Source organism: Haloplanus litoreus, assembly GCF_045690335.1.
Lineage (GTDB): Archaea > Halobacteriota > Halobacteria > Halobacteriales > Haloferacaceae > Haloplanus > Haloplanus litoreus.
The window spans coordinates 1,959,194-1,976,939 of record NZ_CP147874.1; the positions used below are offsets into that span (position 1 = coordinate 1,959,194).

The following is a 17,746-nucleotide window of genomic DNA, read 5'->3' on the forward strand; positions in this document are numbered from 1 at the left end:
TATCCCTCGATGACCGCTTCGTCCCGTATGGAACCGGCAGACCAGTCGCCGTTCTCCAGCGCGGTTCGGAGCGCGATTGGCCGTCGAGAGTGTCTCGGCCTCGCCGTCGTTCCGACAGTGCTGGTCGGCGTCTTCCTGTCGCCGGAGCCGGTTCGGCGGTCGTTGACGTTCGCCTACGCTGACCCGTCGGTGGTGACGGCGGTGACCGCACACTTCGTCCACTTTTCGCTCGATCACCTGCTCGCGAACGTCCTCGGGTACGTCGTCCTCACGGGACTTGGCTACGTCCTCGCGGGTCTCGGCGACTGTCGACGCCTGTTCGGCGTCGCGGCGGCGACGTACCTCCTCGCCTTCCCACCGGTGCTGTCGGCGCTGAACCTGGCAGTGCCGCGCCGCGCCGTCGGCTTCGGCTTCTCGGGGATCAACATGGCCTTTGCCGGACTGCTCCCGGTTCTCCTGGCCGTCTACGCCGGCCGGCGTCTGGACTCCCGAATTCGGCCCCGTCACGCTCCGGTCCTCTTTTTCGCCGCGCTGACGCTCGTTGCACTCTCACTGCCGCGCTCGCCGGTCACCGTCGGGCTCGCTGCGGCGGCGGCACTCGGCACCGCCGGCTACGCCGGGGCCGCCGTGTCGGCGCTCCGGACGGGTGACCGGCCCGAAGGCGGTCCGTCGGGGAACCGATCCGGCTGGGTCGACGTCTTCGTCGTTGGCGTGGCCGCCACCCTCGGATTCGCCGTCGCCGGCTTCCCCGCCGCGCCCGTCCGGGGCGGGACCGTCGTGAACCTCTACGTCCACCTCCTGGGGTTCTGTCTGGCCTTCATCGGCCCCTACGTCGGGGTGGAGATCGGGGCGTTCGACGTTGGGGGCCGGCAGTCGGATCCCTGACGACCGAGGATTTTTTGAAGCGACGTTCGTGGATGGTGGTGAATGTCGGTCCGTCGAGTGCTGACGCTGGGGGGCGAACTCCTCGTCGTCCTCGTCGTCGTCTCGCTGGTCGCCGGGCAGATGCTCGGCTATCCGGTCCTTCTGAGCTACGTCGAGACGGGGAGCATGGCGCCGACGATGGAACCGGGGGACGGCTTCGTCGCCGTCCCGGCGCCGGTTGCGGGCGAGGTGGAGGAAGGTGACGTGGTCACGTTCCGCGCCGAGGAGATCCAGGGCGGCGGGCTTACCACCCACCGGATCGTCGACGAGACGGATCGTGGGTACATCACCCGCGGGGATGCGAACCCGTTCACCGACCAGGACGGGAACGAACCCCCAGTGAAGGACGAACAGATCGTCGCTCACGCGCTCCAGGTCGGCGGTTCGGTAGTCGTCCTCCCGAATTTCGGGACGGCGGTCGTCGCGGTCCAGGGGGCTATCGGCGGCGCACAGCGGTGGCTCGCGTCCACCTTCGGTACCCGGTCGCTGCTCGGCACCCAGGGACTCACCTACCTGTTGCTCGTGCTCTCGGTGCTCGGCTACCTGTTCGATCTGATCACGAGCGACGGCCGGGACAGGAAGCGAGCGCGTAGCCGGAGTCGAGACGACGGCGTCTCGACCCAGTTGGTGATGGCTGGGCTGGCGTTGCTCGTGATGTCGACGGCGACGGCGGCGATGGTCCTCCCCGCTGGAACGCAGCAGTTCGGCGTCGTCAGCGCCGAATTCGAGTCCGAAGATCCCACCGTGATCCCCACGGGCGAGTCGTCGACACTCGACTACGACGTCCCCAACGCCGGCCTCGTGCCGGTCCACGTCTACCTCGAACCGGGTAGCGACGGTGTGGCCGTCGACCGGCGCCACGTCTACGTGGGGAGTCGTGGGACGGGGACGGTGGGGCTGACGCTCACGGCGCCGGCGGAGACGGGGTACTACCGCTACTTCCTCACCGAACACCGCTACCTCGCAGTCCTGCCGGCGTCGGTCCTCGACGGACTCTACCGGATCCACCCCTGGGTGCCCATCGTCGTCATCGATGTCGTCCTCGGTGTGCCGTTCTACCTGCTCGGCATCTCGCTGGTCGGGACGGGACGCATCCGCACCCGGTCCCGGGACCGGCCCTCCCGCCTCCGACGGCTCTGGGCGCGGTTCGGCTGACACGCCCCTGATGGGCCACCGTCGGACGCCGTCGGAGAGACTGGACAGGGGCGGGGGCGGTTGTTGCTTCCTCAAGTTTCTTGTCGCGGCCTCGAAAAGTGGCGGAGCATGGTGTGGGGGAGCGAGTGGAGTACGCGGGTCCGTATCGTCCTGTCGGAGTGGTTCGTCGTCTTCGTCGCCGTCGCGGCGATTCTGGCGCTCGTCGGGGGGTTCGCGGCGTACACCGCCTACGCGTCGCCCGGAACGACCGTCGAGGAGCGACAGGTGTCGTCGTGGGAGGGGAACGGTACGTACACCACGGCGGCGCGGGTGACCGAACCGAACCCGCTGTACCCCGTCGACACCGACCTGTCGAACCGACCGGCGTACTTCCTGTCCGTGAGCCCCGAGATGCAGGGACGCTTCGGTTTCAGCTATCGGGCATCCGACGGAGGATCGCTGGACGTGGGGATCCGGAACCGGCTGGTGATGCGTGCCGCCTCGGAGGGGGAGGATTCGACCGAGTACTGGCGGATGGAGGAGTCGCTTGGATCGACCCAGGCCTCGGACGTCGGTCCCGGAGAGCCGGTGAGAGTGACGTTCGCACGGAACGTCAGCCGGACGCTCGAACGGATGGAGAACGTCTCGGAACGACTCGGGGGGTCCCCGGGCTCCCTCCAGTTGCTCTCGGTTGCTCGTGTCCAGGTCACCGGCGAAGTAAACGGCCAGTCCGTGAACCGAACCGCCCAGTACGTCCTGCCGATCCAGGCGGACGGCACCACGTACCGGCCCGGCTCGGTTCGCGGATCGGCCGTGACCGGATCGACGACCGAGAGAATCACCAGACAGCGAACTTACGGACCGCTCTGGCGGTTCGGCGGACCGGCGGCGGCGGTGCTCGGTTTCGTCGGGCTGGTCGGTCTGGGCTACGGGCGGTGGGACGACAGGTTCGCAGTCACCGAGGCCGAACGGGCCGAACTCGACTTCCGATCGACCCGTGAGGAGTTCGACGACTGGATCACCGTCGCCCGGCCTCCGGCGTCGGTGTTCGACCGCCCCCGGCTCGAGGTGGTGTCGCTCGAGGGGCTGGTCGACACCGCCATCGACGTCGACGCGCGGGTGTTCGAACGGCCGGACGGGACCGCGTACTACGTCCTCAACGACGACTGCTGTTACGTGTTCGTGCCGCCGACCGCCGGGAGCGCGGATGGCGACGCTCTCGGCCCGGAATCGGCGGAGGCGACGGAGACGGTGGAGACGACGGAGGCGGCGGACGCAGCGACGGACGAGTCCTGACACGTCGTCGAAAGGGGTTTGATCCCCACCTCCGTGGTACTGGACATGTCCGACCTCGGGGATTTCACGGAAGTCTCGCCCGACGACTCGCGGGACGACGCGGAATCCGCAGACGACGAGCGGGTGGCGACGGCCAGCGAGGAAGAGGAGCCAGCCGACAGCGGGGCGACGACCGACGACTTCGACGCCTACGACGTCTCGCCCGCCGGGAGCGACCGGGGGCTGGGCTCCATCTCCGTCTCCCAGGGACTCCGCGTCGCAGAGGACGGCGACGACACGACGCTCAAGGCCTTCGTCACGAGCGACAACCGTGAATCCGTCAGGCTCGGCAAGTACGTCCTCGTGCCCTACCCCGACGACGAGACGCTCTTCTGTCGGATCTCCGCCCTGGAGTACGCCCAGGAGTTCGAGGCCGACGATGCGACCGAAATCCACGCCCGCCGGGCGATGCGCCGCGACGACTTCGCCGAGCGCGACTACAAGTTCGTGGCCTCGCTCGATCCGGTGGCCGTTCTCTTCCGGGACGGCGACGACCTGAAACGTCGGATGACCGACCGCGTGCCCAAACCCGGGGCCATCGTGGGCGAGGCGACGGACGCGGCACAGATCAAGACGGGGCTGGCCATCCCCTCGGAGGGTGTCTTCCTCGGGCATCTCTCGGTCGGTGGCGAGACGGTGCGGACGGCGGCGTCGCCACCGACCATCGACTACCGTCTGACGGACGACTACGCGGACGGCGACCCACTCGTCTTCCGGCACACGCTCGTCGCCGGCGGTACGGGGTCGGGGAAGACCCACGCCTCGAAGAACGTCCTCCGGCAGTATCTCGACGCGTCGTACCCGATGGACGACGGCCGTGAGGTGTCGACGGCGGTGGTCCAGTTCGACCCACAAGACGAGTACGCCCAGATGCACGACGACAACCCGTCGATGGACGATGACTTCGTCCGCCGACTCGACCGCGAGGGCATCGCCTACGGGGGCCACGACGACACCGTCGCGCTCGTTCCGGACGTCGACGGGGCGTCGTATGGGGGCGGCGGCCACCGTGCCGAGCAGGTGCCCTTTACCGTTCCCTTCCGGATGGTCCGTCGGCGGCCGTGGCTGGTCGCGGGCGCCCGCCTCAACGACAACCAGTACCAGGCGCTCGACTACCTGCTCGACCGGTTCTTCCGCGACTACGGCGACGAGGGGACCTACGACGAGTTCAAGCGCTATCTCGACGACCCGGCGCTCCGGGAGGAACTCGACGAGTCGGGGCGGGTCCACGAGGCGACGTTCGACGCCGTACGTCGGCGGGCGCTCGGCAGCGCCTTCTCGCGGGTCTTCGATCGGGACGCCCGCCCCGTGACGGATCTGGTTCACGAACTCGTTCGCCCCGGCGGACTGACAGTCGTGCCCACGTACCACGTCAACGACTCGCGTGCGACCGAACTGGTCGTTCTCGCCGTCGCCAGCCTGCTGGTCGACGAGAAACTGTCGAACGACCCGACGTTCGACCGGATCAAGGAGACGCCGCTGGTCGTGGGCATGGACGAGGCGCACAACTTCCTGACCGACGCCGAGAGCGTGCAGGCCCGGAAGGTCATCGGGAAGTTCACCGAGGCGGCCAAGCAGGGTCGGAAGGAGCGGCTCGGCCTGTTCCTCATCACGCAGGATCCACAGGACATCGCCGACTCGGTGTTCAAGCAGGTGAACACGAAACTCGTCCTCAACCTGGGTGACGAAGACGCCATCAGCAGCGTCAACATTCCGCCGACGCTGGAGGACAAGGTGCCCTACATGGAGAAAGGGCAGATGGTCGTCTACTCTCCGGACAACTCCGAACCGGTGGAGTTGACGGGACTGTCGACCTGCGTGACGCGTCACGGGGACTGATACGGTGTGTAGTAACTGGTTACCGGTGGTTTGCCGGGACGGGTCGACGAATCCCCGGCACTGACTTCCACCGGTCCGCACGAGTGAGCCGACGGATCGCGGGGGAGTGACGGTCGTCGTCCCGCACCGGATCGCTGGGTTCTTGCTCGCGCTCCCGTACCCGCACACATGACGCTCGAACCGGACCGCCGGGCTTTTTTGGACCGACTCCTCGGGACGCCGAGTCCCTCGGGGTTCGAGACGCGCGGCCAGCGTGTCTGGCTGGACTACGTGAGCAACTTCGCCGACGAGGTTCGTACGGACGACTACGGCAACGCGGTGGCCATCCATCACGGCGGCGAGACGGCGTTCGCGATGGCGGGTCACGCCGACGAAATCGGGTTCATCGTCCGCCGGATCGACGACGACGGCTACGTCCGCATCGGCCCCATCGGCGGCGCCGACCGCACCGTCTCGAAGGGCCAACACGTGACGATCCACGGCGACGAACCGGTGGCGGGCGTGATCGGACAGACGGCGATCCACCTGCGTGAGACGGGCGAGGAGAGCTACGACGACATCGGCGAGCAGTACGTCGACGTGGGCGCGACCGACGCCAAGGAGGCCGAATCGCTCGTCTCGGTCGGTGACCCGGTCACGTTCTCGACGACGGTCGAGGAACTCCACGGGTCGCGGCTGGCGGCCCGTGGCCTCGACAACCGGATCGGCGTCTGGGCGGCCGCCGAGGGGTTGCGGCGGGCGGTCGAGGCCGACGTCGGCGCGACGGTGTACGCCGTGAGTACGATCCAGGAGGAGGTGGGACTACAGGGCGCGCAGATGGTCGGGTTCGACCTCTCGCCGGACGCCGTCGTCGCCGTGGACGTGACCCACGCGACGGATTCGCCGGGGATTCCGGACAAGGAGCGTGGCCCGGTCGAACTCGGCGAGGGACCCGTCGTGTCGCGGGGAAGTGCCAACCACCCCGTCCTCGTGGAGGTTGCACGGGATGCCGCCGCAGACGTGGACGTCGACGTGCAGATGCAGGCGACGGGGACGCGCACCGGCACCGACGCCGACGCCTTCTACACGGCCCGCGGTGGGACGCCGTCGCTGAACCTCGGGCTACCAAACCGTTACATGCACACGCCGGTCGAAGTGATCGACGAGACGGACCTCCGGGATCTCGGGGCCGTGCTGGGGGCGATGGCGGAGCGAGCGGGGACGATTGACGACTTCGCGGTCGACGTGTGAGGGGCTGTGACACCGTGAACCGAAAGAAAACCGTTAAAAGTCGTCCCCGGATGTGATGAGGTATGGCTGGAACTATCGAAGTGCTCGTTCCCGGCGGCGAGGCCACGCCCGGCCCGCCGCTCGGGCCGGAACTCGGTCCGACGCCCGTCGACGTGCAGGCCGTCGTACAGCAGATCAACGACGAGACTGACGCGTTCGACGGCATGGAAGTCCCCGTCACCGTCGAGTACGAGGACGACGGCTCCTTCACCATCGAAGTGGGTGTCCCGCCGACGGCCGAACTCATCAAGGACGAGGCCGGCTTCGAGACGGGGAGCGGCGAACCACAGGAGAACTTCGTCGCCGACCTCACCGTCGAGCAGGTGCAGAAAATCGCCGAGCAGAAGCGGTCCGACCTGCTCGCCTACGACCTGAAGAACGCCGCGAAGGAAGTCGTCGGCACCTGCGTCACGCTCGGTGTCACCATCGAGGGGAACGACCCCCGGCAGTTCAAAGAGCGTATCGACGAGGGCGAGTACGACGATCAGTTCGCGGACGAAGCGGCAGCGTAGGCGGACACAACCGCGGGTTTCTTTTCCACGTCCGCGCTACCGGCACCGTATGACAGACTCCCTCGTCGTTCCCGAGGACACCGTCCGGAAGGCCGTCGGCGACGTCGCCGTGCCGCGGATGGGCGTCGTCGAACAGGTCTGGGAGACCGATCCGATTCCGACCGACGAAATCGAGGCACGGGCGGCGTCGGCGGTCCAGTCGCTCGACTTCTCGGCCGTCCCCGAGGGTGGCGAGGTGGCTATCGGCGCCGGCAGTCGCGGCATCGCGAATCTCGGCGCCATCGTCCGTGGCGTCGTCGCCGGCGTCAGTGAGGCGGGGTACGAACCCTTCGTCTTCCCCGCGATGGGAAGTCACGGCGGCGCGACCGCCGAGGGACAGCGCGAGAAACTGGCGACCCTCGGCGTGAGCGAGGAGACGGTCGGCTGTGAGATTCGGGCGACGATGGCGGTAGAGACGGTGGGCGAGACGCCGGAACGCGGCGTGCCGGTGTACGCCGACGAAAACGCCGTCGCCGCCGACGGCATCGTGATGGTCAACCGGATCAAGCCCCACACCGACTTCGGCGGCGAGGTGGAGAGCGGCCTCTCGAAGATGCTCGTCATCGGCATGGGGAAACAGAAGGGAGCGAAGATGGCCCACGACTGGGCGGTCGACTGGAGCCTCCGGAACATGCTCCCCGAAATCGCGAGCCAGTTGCTCGACGCCCTCCCGGTCGCCGGCGGCGTCGCCATCGTCGAGGACGAACACGACGACACGACGATCGTCGAAGGGGTACCCGCGTCGGGGTTCCTGAAACGCGAGCGCGACCTCCTAGAGACGGCCTACGACCGGATGCCGACGCTTCCCTTCGACGACCTGGACGTGTTGGTCGTCGACCGGATCGGCAAGGACGTGAGCGGACAGGGGATGGACACGAACGTCACCGGCCGTCGGCACTTCACGATCAACGAACCCGAACCCGAGTCCCCCGAGGTAAAGCGAATCTTCCTCCGCGGACTCACCGAGAAGACGAAGGGGAACGCGATGGGGATGGGACAGGCCGACTTCGTCCACCGCGACGTCGAGGAGGCCCTCGACTGGTCGAAGGCACTCATCAACGCCATCACGGCGAGTACCGTCCGCGGCGTTCGCCTGCCGCCGGTCGTCGAGAACGACCGCGCCGGACTACAGGGCGCCCTCGGCACCATCGGCCCGGTCGCCGGCGACGAGGCGCGCGTCCTGCGCGTCACCGACACGATGCGACTGCAGCGGTGTTACGCCTCCGCGCCCCTGATCGAGGCGGCGCGTGACCGCGACGATCTGCGGGTGGTCGCCGAACCCGAAGAACTGGCGTTCGACGACGACGGCGAGTTCGCCGCACCCACGCCGGCCCGCTAGAAGGCGCGGTCGTACTGGATCGGGATCTCGATGCCGTCGGCGTCGAGGCGGTCGAGTTCCCGTGCCGCGTGAAGCGCGAAGTACGGGTCGCGGAGGTGCTCGCGGCCGACGATGGCCAGATCCCCACGGCCGTTCCGAATCAGGGCGTCGGCCTGTTCGGCCGTCGTGATGCCGCCGACGGCGCCGACGGCGACGTCTTCGCTCGACTCCTGTTTGATCCGACGCGCGTAGCGTTCCTGATACCCCGGCCCGGTCGACGGAATGTGCTGATCGGGGTGGACGCCACCGGCACTCACGTCGATCAGGTCGACGCCGAGTGGAGCGAGGTCGTCGGCCAGGCGGATGGAGTCCTCGACGGTCCAGGACTCGCGGTCGTCGAGCCAGTCGGTCGCGGAGATTCGGACGAACAGGGGGTTCTCGTCGGGCCAGACGGCACGAATCTCGCGGGCGATTTCGCGGAGCAGACGGGTCCGGCCCTCGAAATCGCCGCCGTAGTCGTCCTCGCGGTGGTTGGTCACCGGCGAGAGGAACTCGTGGAGGAGATAGCCGTGGGCGGCGTGAATCTCGGCGACGCCGAAGCCGGCCTCGCGGGCGCGTTCGGCGGCGGCGACGAACGACTGGATCACCCCGTCGATATCTTCGATCGACAGCTCCCGAACCGCCGTCTCGCCGTCCTCGTAGGGCCACGGAACGGCCGAGGGAGCGACGGTCTCCCAGCCCTCGTCGCCGGTGAGCGGGTCGCTCCCCTCCCAGGGACGGGTCTTCGAGGCCTTGCGGCCGGCGTGAGCCAGTTGGATGCCGGGTACGCTCCCGTTCTCCCGGATCGACGCCGTGATTTCCGCGAGCGCGTCCGCGTGGGTGTCGCTCCAGATACCGAGGTCGTGGGGCGTGATCCGTCCCCGAGCCTCGACGGCCGTCGCCTCGGTCATGACGAGACCCGCGCCACCGACGGCGCGACTGACGAGGTGGGTGTGGTGCCAGTCGGTCGGCAGGCCGTCCCGGCCCTCACACGAGTACTGGCACATCGGCGAGACCATCACGCGGTTCGGAATCTCGATACCACGGAGTTCCAGCGGCGCGAACAGATCGGCTGTCACGGCCGACACTTGGACATCGACGGCGATACGCGTGTCGAAACCGGAACCACGCTGGCGACACAGTTGTGTGGATTGTTCGAACTAACGACCGCCGAAAACGCCCTGAAACGACGAGCTTATCAGTGGGTATTGTGTATATCGGGCACAACAATGAGATTCGACACCCAGACCGCTCGCGCCGCTTTCGTGGCGTTGGTGACGCTGTTGCTGGTCTCGTCGGCCGTCGCGACGCCGGTCGCTGCGGCGAGATACAGCGAGAATCAGGAGCCCGAACTGACGACGTCGACGCAAGGGTCGAACGTCCTCGTCCCCGGGGAGACGACGACCCTCCAAGTAGGCATCCAGAACCGCGGGACGTCCGTGACGAACACCGAGGGGAAGGTGTCCGACATCGCCTCGGCGTTCCGGACGGCGGGCGTGACACCGGGAGCGGCGATGGCGACGACCGCCACCTTCGAATCGGCGAACGCTCCCGTGACCCTCCGGACGGGTGAGCAGTCCGTCGGGACCATCTCGCCGGACGGCCAACGGACCGCGGCGCTCGAACTCGAGGTATCCGAGAACGCCACGCCCGGGACCTACCGAATTCCCGTCGTCCTCGACTACCAGTACGTCAGGGCCGTCAGCGTCGACGACGAGGAGACGTTCGTCACCCGTCGGGACGTCACCGTCCGCAAGTACGTGACCGTCCGGATCGAACCCGCAGTCCGACTCGGTATCGAATCCGTCAGCGGCGAGAATCTCTACGCCAAGGAGGACGGCCGCGTCGAGGTGACCGTCCGCAACGAGGGGTCCGAGACGGCCACCGACGCCGACCTGCTGATCGAGGCGAGCGACCAGTTGACCCCGCGGACCAACGGCCTGTCGCTCGGCACCCTCGACCCCGGTGAGACGGCGACGGCTTCGTTCCGCGTCGGTGTCACCGAGACGGAGTCGGTGGACACCTACGCCGTCCCCTTCCGACTGCGGTACGAGGACAGCAACGGCGTGGTCCGCGAGTCACAGATCCGCACCGGGCAGGTGACCATCGAGGACGCGCCGACGTTCGACCTCTCGGCGACGAGTACCGACCTCTACGTGGACTCGATGGGCGCGGTGACGCTGTCGGTGACCAACACCGGAGATCGACCGGTGACGGACGCCCGTGCCCTCCTGGCGCCCATGGAGCCGTTCTCGCCGCTCTCGACGAGTGCGAGTCTCGGCACACTCGATCCCGGTGAGACGGCGACTGCGAGGTTCAAACTCGAAGTCGCGGACCGGGCCATCGCGCAGGACTACCCGCTCGAGTTTACCGTCGCCTACGAGGACGCCTACCGTGAGACCGTCGAGAGCGACCCGCGGACCGTCCCCGTCGTGGTCGGTCCGGAGATGACTATCGACACGTCGGGGTCGCCGACGGTGGCCGCCGGATCGACGGAGACTATCGAGGTGACCGTCACCAACACCGGCGAGGGCACGATGACCGACGCCGTGGCTCGGCTCAACGCCAACACGCCGTTCGAGACCGACGACGACACGGCGTACGTCGGTGAACTCGGTCCGGGCGAGTCGAAGACGGTCACCTTCACCGTGAGCGTCGAGGGTGCGGCCACGCCCAAGACCTACTCCATCGACACGACCGTCAAGTACGACAACAGCTTCGGCCGGACGGTCGTCTCGGACGTCGAATCGACCGCCGTCGAGGTGACCGACCGGCGGGGTGGGCTACTCTCGTCCATCCTGGACTTCCTGGGCCTGTAAATGTCGGACATCGGAACCCGCGTCAGGGACGGACTCGAATCGCTGGGCCGGCGGAGCGCCAGCGATCCCCGACCCGTCGTCGCCGTGGTCGTCCTCCTAGTGCTCGTCTCTGGGGGCATCGCGGCTACCTCGCTCCAGATGAGCATGGGGATGACCCTCTACATCGACGACGACTCCCAGACCGCCGAGGAGTGGGCGTCCCTGAAAGACGACTTCGAGACCGGTAACAACGTCTTCGTCGTCGTCGAGTCCGACCAACTGTACGACCCCGAGACGATCCGGGCCATCGACCGTCTCGACCGGGGCTACACGACACTCGACGAGACGAATCGGGTGACCAGCCTCGCGGACCTGGTACGGGCGGGTAACGGTGGCGCGATTCCGGAGACGGAGGACGGCGTCCGCCGAGCCCTAGACCGCGCCACTGCTCGGAACCCCGAGATGGCCGGCCTCCGGTCGCAGGTCGTCCCCGAGTCCGGAACGACCATCATCCTCGTCGACTACGGTGAGGTCGACACCTTCGACCGGGGGCGACTGCTGCCCGAACGCGGTTCCGACATCGTCTACCGGCAGGTCCAGCAGGAGACGGAGCTGGCCGCACTCCCGCCCGGACTGTCGGTCACCGTCACCGGCCAGCCGGTGTTCGAAAACGCCGCCTTCGGCCTCATGTTGCCGGAGATGATCAAGCTGTTCGCCGGCGCGTTCGCGCTCATCTTCGGCATCGTCTACCTCGTCATGCGCTCGAAGGTCGAACGCTGGTGGCACGTCTTCTTGCCGCTCGGGACGGCCATGACCGCGCTGATCTACATGATGGGGGCGATGGGCATCCTCGGATACAACTTCAACGCCATCATGCTGGGCGTGATGCCCATCGCCCTCGGTCTGGGCATCGACTACGGCCTGCAGATCCAGACCCGCTACCTCGAAGAGCGTGCGAGCGACCGCTCGCCCGTCGACGCGGCGGGGATGGCGACCCGCACTACCGGGCGCGCGCTCCTCATCGCGATGGGTACCACCGTCGTGGGGCTCGGCTCGCTGCTGGTCTCCGAAGTCCCGCCGGTCCAGCAGTTCGGCGTCACGAGCGCCATCAGCGTCTTCGCGAGCATGGTCCTCTCGGTGACGCTGTTGCCCGCGCTGCTGGTCCGCTTCGACGGCGGCGCGAGCGACGCGGCCGACGACGGGACGCCCGAGGAGGACCGCCTCGAAGCCCTGACCGGGTTGCTCACCCGCCGCGTGACCGCTGGGCGGCCGCTGGTGACGCTCCTGATCGCTTTCCTGCTGGTCTCCGGGGGCGCTTACGCCTACCCGCAGGTCGAACCCCGCCAGCAGATGATGGACTTCTGGCCCCAGAATCTCGACGCCAAGGAGGATCTGGAGCGCCTAGAGGACACCGTCGAGGGATCGAAAGTCGTCTACGTCGTCGTCGAAACCGATCAGGCGTACACCCCCGAGACGTTCCGGGAGGTGGCCACGTACCAGCGGTTGATGCTGGAGAATCCGAACGTGAACGCCGTGATGAGTCCGGTGACCGCCGTGCGGACGCAGAACGGAGGATCGGTCCCCGAGACACAGTACCGTCTGGACGCGAGTCTACGGGCGGCGAGCGACGACGGGCCAACGGCGATTCGTGATCCCTCGGACACTCCGAGCAAACTCCTGCTCACCTTCTACGTCGACGACGTGGAGGGCGAACCGGTCCGGACGCTGATCGACGAGTTCGAAGGCAACGCCGACTACACGCTGACGACGGCCGATCAGGTGCAGGTGACGGGCAAGCCCGTGCTCAACCGCAACGTCATCGAGAACGTGACCGCCGGATTGACGCCGATGACGCTGTTGAGTTTCGCGCTCGGCTTCGCCTTCCTCGCCATCGCCTTCCGGTCGCTGAAGATTTCGGCGACCCTGATCGCCGCCGTCGCCGGCAGCGCCGCGTTGCTGGTGACCGGAGCGATGTATCTGGTCGGCATCCCCTGGAACCCGTTGACGATCACGATGTCGTCGTTGACGCTCGGTATCGGCATCGACTACGGGGTCCACGTCTTCGAGCGGTTCGAGTACGAGGTGGCCGAACGAGGGCAGTCCCGTCTCGACGCCGCGACGACGGCGGTGGCGAAGCTCTCTCGCCCGGTGATCGGGTCGAGTTTCACCACCATCTTCGGCTTCGGCGTCCTCACCATCTCGCAGTTCCCGGTGCTCGCGAACTTCGGGCTGACCACCGTCTTCGCCATCGCCCTGTCGCTCGTCGCCGCCTTCGGCATCCTGCCGGCGGCGCTGGTGACGGTTCGCCTGATCGAGCGACGCGAGACGACACCGGACGCCGAGGCCGTGGGAAGCTAATCATGTACGACACCATCCTCATTCCGACCGACGGCAGCGACGTCGCGACGACCGCCGCCCGCTACGGACTGGCCCTCGCCGACCGGTTCGACGCGAGCGTCCACGTCCTCTCGGTCGTCGATCCCGACCGCTTCGTGACCGACACCGTCGGCGACGTCGACGACCTGGTCCGTCGCCAGGGGGAGATCCTCCAGGCACGTGCCCAAGACGCCGTCGACCGGATCGTGGCGGAGAGCCCCGTCCCCGTCGAGACGCACGTCGTCGAGGGGAACCCGGAGACGGTGCTCGCCGGTGCTATCGACGACTACGGTGCGGACCTCGTCGCGATGGGGACCCACGGCCGTTCGGGCGTCGACCGCTACCTGTTCGGGAGCCTCGCCGAGCGGACCCTCCGAACCGCACACGTTCCCGTCCTGACGGTCCGGACGGCCGAGGACGGCGACACCACTCCGACCGTCGAGAACGTTCTGGTCGCGACGGACGGGAGCGACGAGGCCGAGCGAGCGGGCGAACACGCCATCGCCGTCGCGGGCGCGACGGGGGCACGCCTCCACGCCCTGACCGTCGGCGACGAGGAGGACCCCGCCCGGCGCCTCGCGGACCGCGCCCGCGAGGCCGGGATCGACGCCACGGCGGCCGTGCGGACGGGGCGCCCGCACGAGGCGATCCTCGACTACGCCGACGAGTTCGACGTCGATCTGGTGACACTCGGGAGTCACGGCCGCACGGGCGTGGAGCGTGTCCTCCTCGGGAGCGTCGCCGAACGGGTCCTGCGGGCGGCGACGAAACCCGTTCTGGTGGTCGGTCCCTAGACGCGCGGAACGCCGCGGGTCGCCGTGGCTTTGAACGAGGCGACGACCGGCGTCCCGCGGTGGAGGTTCAGCTTTTCGACGCTAGCCACGGTGACGAGCGCCGACAGCGACACCTCGCCGCCCACGTCGACGGTGACGAGCGCGACGGCCTGACCCGCGTCGACCGAGAGGACGGTCCCCTCTAGGCGGTTGCGGGCGCTCGTTCGGTCCGGATCGGGCGTCCGAGAGGGACTCTGCAGGGTCACCGCATCGGCTCGGAGAGTGAGCCGAACTTCGTCTCCGTCGTCGTACTCCGGGACCAGCGCACCGACGGTCCCCGCCACCGTCTTCACCGTCGCCAGTTCCCCGTCGCGGTCGACGACGCGGCCGGTGAGGACGGTTTCGGCCGTCTCGGCGACGCCGCTGAACTCGGCGCTGAGTCGGTCGTACCGGTTCAGAAGCTCCCGGGCGAGGCCGGTCAGGTGGCTACCGCCGCCGCCCGACCCGCCTCGCGTGCGCGCCACGAGGTCACCGAAGGCCTCCTCCAGTTCGACGATTCGCTGCTGTGCACGCGAGTAGGACCGGCCGAGCGACGTCGCCGCGGCGTTGATCGACCCCAGGTCATCGATGGCGCGCAGGAGGGTGACGTCCCGCTCCGTGAGGGTCACGTCGCCCTGCCCGATCCGGGCGTCGAACTCGGTCGAGAACTCCATACACCGCGTAGGACGGGTTGGACAAAAGGCGTTGTCGTGTCCCGCTCGCCGCGACAGATAACTGATTCTAGTTACGTTTCGCCCCAAAACGAAACTGGCGAAACATCGTGACGTTCATCGAATCGTAAGTTACTTTATGACGACTTCCATCGTTGTTTCCATGACGATACAACGTCGTCAGTTCGTCGCGGCGCTCGGTGGCGGAGCCGTCGCAGGTCTGGCCGGCTGTTCCGGCACCGGCGGTCAGGCACAGAGCACCGACAACGGCGCCGGTGTCACGGGTGAGACACTGACGCTGACGACCACGACGAGTACCTACGATACGGGCCTCCTCAACGAGATCCATCCCGACTTCGAGGAGATGTACGGCGTCACCGTCGACGCGGTCGCACAGGGAACCGGCGCGGCGCTGGAATCGGCCCGCAACGGCGACTCAGACGTGGTGATGGTCCACGCCCGGGGACTCGAGGACGAGTTCATGCAGAACGGCTACGGGATCAACCGTCGTGACCTCATGTTCAACGACTTCGTGATCGTCGGACCGGAGAGCGACCCGGCCGGCATCCAGGGCACGAGTTCGGCGACCGAGGCGCTCAACGCCATCGCCGAGGCGGAGGCGTCGTTCGTCTCCCGTGGCGACAACTCAGGCACCCACACCAAGGAACTCAACCTCTGGGAGGCCGCGGGGACCGACCCCGGCGGCGAGTGGTACCAGGAGATTGGCGGCGGGATGGGCGAGGCCCTGAACAACGCCAACCAGCAGGGAGCCTACACGCTCTCGGATCGCGGAACCTTCATCTCCCAGCGCTCGGAGATCGGCCTCGTGATCCTCGTGCAGGGGCCGATCGAGGACGGCCCGGAGATTCTCGCCAACCCCTACGGCATCATGGCGGTGAACCCCGGCGTCCACGACAACGCCAACTACGACCTCGCGATGGCGTACATCGGTTGGATCACCAGCCCCGGCGCGCAGAACGCCATCTCGGACTACCAGATGAACGGCGAACAGTTGTTCTTCCCGGAGGCGGTCTCGGAGAATCCCGACTTCCAGCAGTACGTTCCGGAAGGTTGGAGTAGCGACTCCTCGGACGGGTAACCGTGCCGTTCGAACCGGTCGTTCACCTGCTGCCTGCCGTCGTCGAGTCGCCCTTTCGTGAGGGATACATCCGGAGTACCATCTACGTCTCGCTGTACGTCAGCGTCATCGCGGTGACGCTCAGCACGCTGTTCAGTATCCCCGTGGCGATCATCATGGGCTTTTCCGACTTCCCGGGCAAACAGTTCGTGAAGTCGGTCATCAACACGGGGATGGGCTTTCCCAGCGTCGTCGTCGGGCTGGTCGTTCTCTTCATCGTTTCGAACCAGGGACCGCTCGGCCCCCTCGATCTCATCTTCACGAAGGAGGCGATGATCATGTCGCAGTTCATCCTGGCTACGCCGCCGATCACGGCGATCAGTCTCGCGGCCATCTCCGGCGTGAGCGAGAACGTCCGCGATGCGGCCCACGTCCTCGGCGGGACGCGACTCGACGTCGCGCTCGTCGTCATCAAGGAGGCCCGCTACGGCATCGCCACGGCGATCCTCGCCGGCTTCGGTCGCGCAATCAGCGAGGTCGGATCGGTGCTGATCGTCGGGGGCAACATCACCAGTTCGAACGGTGTCTCCCAGACCCGGACGCTGACGACCGCGATCCAGCTGGAGGCGAGACAGGGTCGGTACGACACCGCGATGGTGCTGGGTGCCGTCCTCGTGGCACTCGTGTTGACGGTGAACGCAATCGTCGTTCGGCTCGGCGACGAGGGGGCGATGCGCTGATGGTCCGACTCTCGAACGTCACGCACGCGTACGACGACGAACTCATCGTCCGGGACCTCTCGCTTTCCATCGATCCGGGGGAGGTCGTCGCCATCATCGGCCCGTCGGGCGTCGGCAAGACGACGATCCTGCGCATCCTCGCGCTGTTCATCGAACCGAGCGCGGGGACCGTCGAGTTCGATGGCCGGGCGGTGTGGAACCTCGTCGAGGACGAACGGCTCGGCCTCCGCCGGCGGATCGGCATGGTGTTCCAGGACGCGAGCCTGTTCGACGCGACGGTCGCCCGGAACGTCGAATACGGACTCCGGGTGCGCGAATCCTGGCGCGACCGGCTCCGCGACGAACTGTGGTCGTTCCTGGGGTCGAACGGCACGCCCGAGGCGGTCGCGGAGTCGCTCGACCTCGTGGGGTTGGGCGACAAACTCGACCAGCAAGCGCGGTCGCTCTCCGGCGGCGAGGCACAGCGGGCTTCGTTCGCGCGGGCGGTCGCGTACGACCCCGAATATCTCCTGCTGGACGAACCGACCTCGGATCTCGACCCCCGGAACACCGAGGTCATCGAGGAGGCGATCCTGGAAGCCCGCGACCGCGGCATCGGCGTCGGCATCGCCACCCACGATATGCATCAGGCCCAGCGCATCGCCGACCGTGTCGCCGTCGTGCTCGGCGAGGGGGTCGCCGAGTTCGGTCCGGCCGAGCGGGTGTTCGAGAACCCGACCGACGAACGGACCGAGAAGTTCGTCTCCGGCGAACTGGTGTACTGATACGGACTACCGTACCGACTCCCTCAATCGGCACGACCGTCGTTCGACGGACTTAAGTCCGCCATCCACCACCTTCCGGTGAGACAGGCCACCGCCTG

At 67.5% G+C, this 17,746-nt stretch carries 15 protein-coding genes; 13 read left to right on the forward strand and 2 right to left on the reverse strand.

Annotated elements, in window-relative coordinates:
• Window positions 1-27 precede the first annotated feature (27 nt).
• From V8686_RS10670 to V8686_RS10700, 7 genes are all read left to right on the forward strand, one after another.
• A complete protein-coding gene (locus tag V8686_RS10670; RefSeq protein WP_379704002.1) occupies window positions 28-885 on the forward strand; it encodes a hypothetical protein in 858 nt (285 codons plus the stop codon).
• Between the two features lie 42 nt (window positions 886-927).
• A complete protein-coding gene (locus tag V8686_RS10675; protein WP_379704005.1) occupies window positions 928-2,079 on the forward strand; it encodes a signal peptidase I in 1,152 nt (383 codons plus the stop codon).
• Between the two features lie 108 nt (window positions 2,080-2,187).
• Entirely contained in the window at window positions 2,188-3,354 is a 1,167-nt protein-coding gene (locus V8686_RS10680) for a DUF5305 domain-containing protein (RefSeq protein ID WP_379704006.1), read from the forward strand.
• 45 nt (window positions 3,355-3,399) lie between these two features.
• Window positions 3,400-5,232, forward strand: a complete 1,833-nt coding sequence (locus tag V8686_RS10685; RefSeq protein ID WP_379704008.1) for an ATP-binding protein — start codon at window positions 3,400-3,402, stop codon at window positions 5,230-5,232.
• A gap of 168 nt (window positions 5,233-5,400) precedes the next feature.
• Window positions 5,401-6,462 (forward strand): zinc-binding metallopeptidase family protein, encoded by a 1,062-nt coding sequence (locus V8686_RS10690; RefSeq protein WP_379704010.1) that lies wholly within the window; start codon window positions 5,401-5,403, stop codon window positions 6,460-6,462.
• 62 nt (window positions 6,463-6,524) lie between these two features.
• The gene (locus tag V8686_RS10695) at window positions 6,525-7,013 is read left to right on the forward strand and encodes a 50S ribosomal protein L11 (protein WP_379704012.1); all 489 of its coding nucleotides are present in this window, start codon (window positions 6,525-6,527) and stop codon (window positions 7,011-7,013) included.
• 49 nt (window positions 7,014-7,062) lie between these two features.
• Complete coding sequence (locus V8686_RS10700) at window positions 7,063-8,391, forward strand: nickel pincer cofactor-dependent isomerase, group 22 (RefSeq protein ID WP_379704013.1); 1,329 nt, start codon at window positions 7,063-7,065, stop codon at window positions 8,389-8,391.
• Here the strand turns inward: V8686_RS10700 and V8686_RS10705 are convergent.
• Window positions 8,388-9,488: an NADH:flavin oxidoreductase/NADH oxidase gene (locus tag V8686_RS10705; RefSeq protein WP_379704015.1), complete on the reverse strand. Its 1,101-nt coding sequence runs from the start codon at window positions 9,486-9,488 to the stop codon at window positions 8,388-8,390. The genes V8686_RS10700 and V8686_RS10705 overlap by 4 nt on opposite strands.
• Window positions 9,489-9,638: 150 nt before the next feature.
• On the opposite strand from V8686_RS10705, the gene V8686_RS10710 reads away from it, so the two are divergent.
• From V8686_RS10710 to V8686_RS10720, 3 genes are read left to right on the forward strand one after another with little or no spacing between them, the layout of a single operon-like run.
• Window positions 9,639-11,228, forward strand: a complete 1,590-nt coding sequence (locus V8686_RS10710; RefSeq protein WP_379704017.1) for a COG1361 S-layer family protein — start codon at window positions 9,639-9,641, stop codon at window positions 11,226-11,228.
• Window positions 11,229-13,565: an efflux RND transporter permease subunit gene (locus V8686_RS10715; protein ID WP_379704019.1), complete on the forward strand. Its 2,337-nt coding sequence runs from the start codon at window positions 11,229-11,231 to the stop codon at window positions 13,563-13,565.
• A 2-nt stretch (window positions 13,566-13,567) separates the two neighbouring features.
• The gene (locus tag V8686_RS10720) at window positions 13,568-14,377 is read left to right on the forward strand and encodes a universal stress protein (protein ID WP_379704021.1); all 810 of its coding nucleotides are present in this window, start codon (window positions 13,568-13,570) and stop codon (window positions 14,375-14,377) included.
• Here V8686_RS10720 and V8686_RS10725 read toward each other — a convergent pair.
• Window positions 14,374-15,069, reverse strand: coding sequence for a TOBE domain-containing protein (locus V8686_RS10725; RefSeq protein ID WP_379704023.1), 696 nt, complete (start codon window positions 15,067-15,069; stop codon window positions 14,374-14,376). The genes V8686_RS10720 and V8686_RS10725 overlap by 4 nt on opposite strands.
• A 160-nt stretch (window positions 15,070-15,229) precedes the next feature.
• Here V8686_RS10725 and V8686_RS10730 point away from each other — a divergent pair, with 160 nt between their 5' ends.
• Genes V8686_RS10730 through V8686_RS10740 form a run of 3 tightly spaced genes read left to right on the forward strand, consistent with a single transcriptional unit; the run spans window position 15,230 to window position 17,648 of the window.
• Window positions 15,230-16,165 (forward strand): ABC transporter substrate-binding protein, encoded by a 936-nt coding sequence (locus tag V8686_RS10730; protein WP_379704025.1) that lies wholly within the window; start codon window positions 15,230-15,232, stop codon window positions 16,163-16,165.
• 2 nt (window positions 16,166-16,167) lie between these two features.
• Window positions 16,168-16,884, forward strand: a complete 717-nt coding sequence (locus tag V8686_RS10735; protein ID WP_379704027.1) for an ABC transporter permease — start codon at window positions 16,168-16,170, stop codon at window positions 16,882-16,884.
• A complete protein-coding gene (locus V8686_RS10740; RefSeq protein WP_379704029.1) occupies window positions 16,884-17,648 on the forward strand; it encodes an ABC transporter ATP-binding protein in 765 nt (254 codons plus the stop codon). Before V8686_RS10735 ends, V8686_RS10740 begins: the two co-directional genes overlap by 1 nt.
• Window positions 17,649-17,746 lie beyond the last annotated feature (98 nt).

Excerpts from the sequence above, each read along its gene's own strand:
- V8686_RS10670 (WP_379704002.1), top strand. The coding sequence starts at position 28 with ATGGAACCGGCAGACCAGTCGCCGTTCTCCAGCGCGGTTCGGAGCGCG.
- V8686_RS10675 (WP_379704005.1), top strand. The coding sequence starts at position 928 with ATGTCGGTCCGTCGAGTGCTGACGCTGGGGGGCGAACTCCTCGTCGTC.
- V8686_RS10680 (WP_379704006.1), top strand. The coding sequence starts at position 2,188 with ATGGTGTGGGGGAGCGAGTGGAGTACGCGGGTCCGTATCGTCCTGTCG.
- V8686_RS10685 (WP_379704008.1), top strand. The coding sequence starts at position 3,400 with ATGTCCGACCTCGGGGATTTCACGGAAGTCTCGCCCGACGACTCGCGG.
- V8686_RS10690 (WP_379704010.1), top strand. The coding sequence starts at position 5,401 with ATGACGCTCGAACCGGACCGCCGGGCTTTTTTGGACCGACTCCTCGGG.
- V8686_RS10695 (WP_379704012.1), top strand. The coding sequence starts at position 6,525 with ATGGCTGGAACTATCGAAGTGCTCGTTCCCGGCGGCGAGGCCACGCCC.
- V8686_RS10700 (WP_379704013.1), top strand. The coding sequence starts at position 7,063 with ATGACAGACTCCCTCGTCGTTCCCGAGGACACCGTCCGGAAGGCCGTC.
- V8686_RS10710 (WP_379704017.1), top strand. The coding sequence starts at position 9,639 with ATGAGATTCGACACCCAGACCGCTCGCGCCGCTTTCGTGGCGTTGGTG.
- V8686_RS10715 (WP_379704019.1), top strand. The coding sequence starts at position 11,229 with ATGTCGGACATCGGAACCCGCGTCAGGGACGGACTCGAATCGCTGGGC.
- V8686_RS10720 (WP_379704021.1), top strand. The coding sequence starts at position 13,568 with ATGTACGACACCATCCTCATTCCGACCGACGGCAGCGACGTCGCGACG.
- V8686_RS10725 (WP_379704023.1), bottom strand. The coding sequence starts at position 15,069 with ATGGAGTTCTCGACCGAGTTCGACGCCCGGATCGGGCAGGGCGACGTG.
- V8686_RS10730 (WP_379704025.1), top strand. The coding sequence starts at position 15,230 with ATGACGATACAACGTCGTCAGTTCGTCGCGGCGCTCGGTGGCGGAGCC.
- V8686_RS10740 (WP_379704029.1), top strand. The coding sequence starts at position 16,884 with ATGGTCCGACTCTCGAACGTCACGCACGCGTACGACGACGAACTCATC.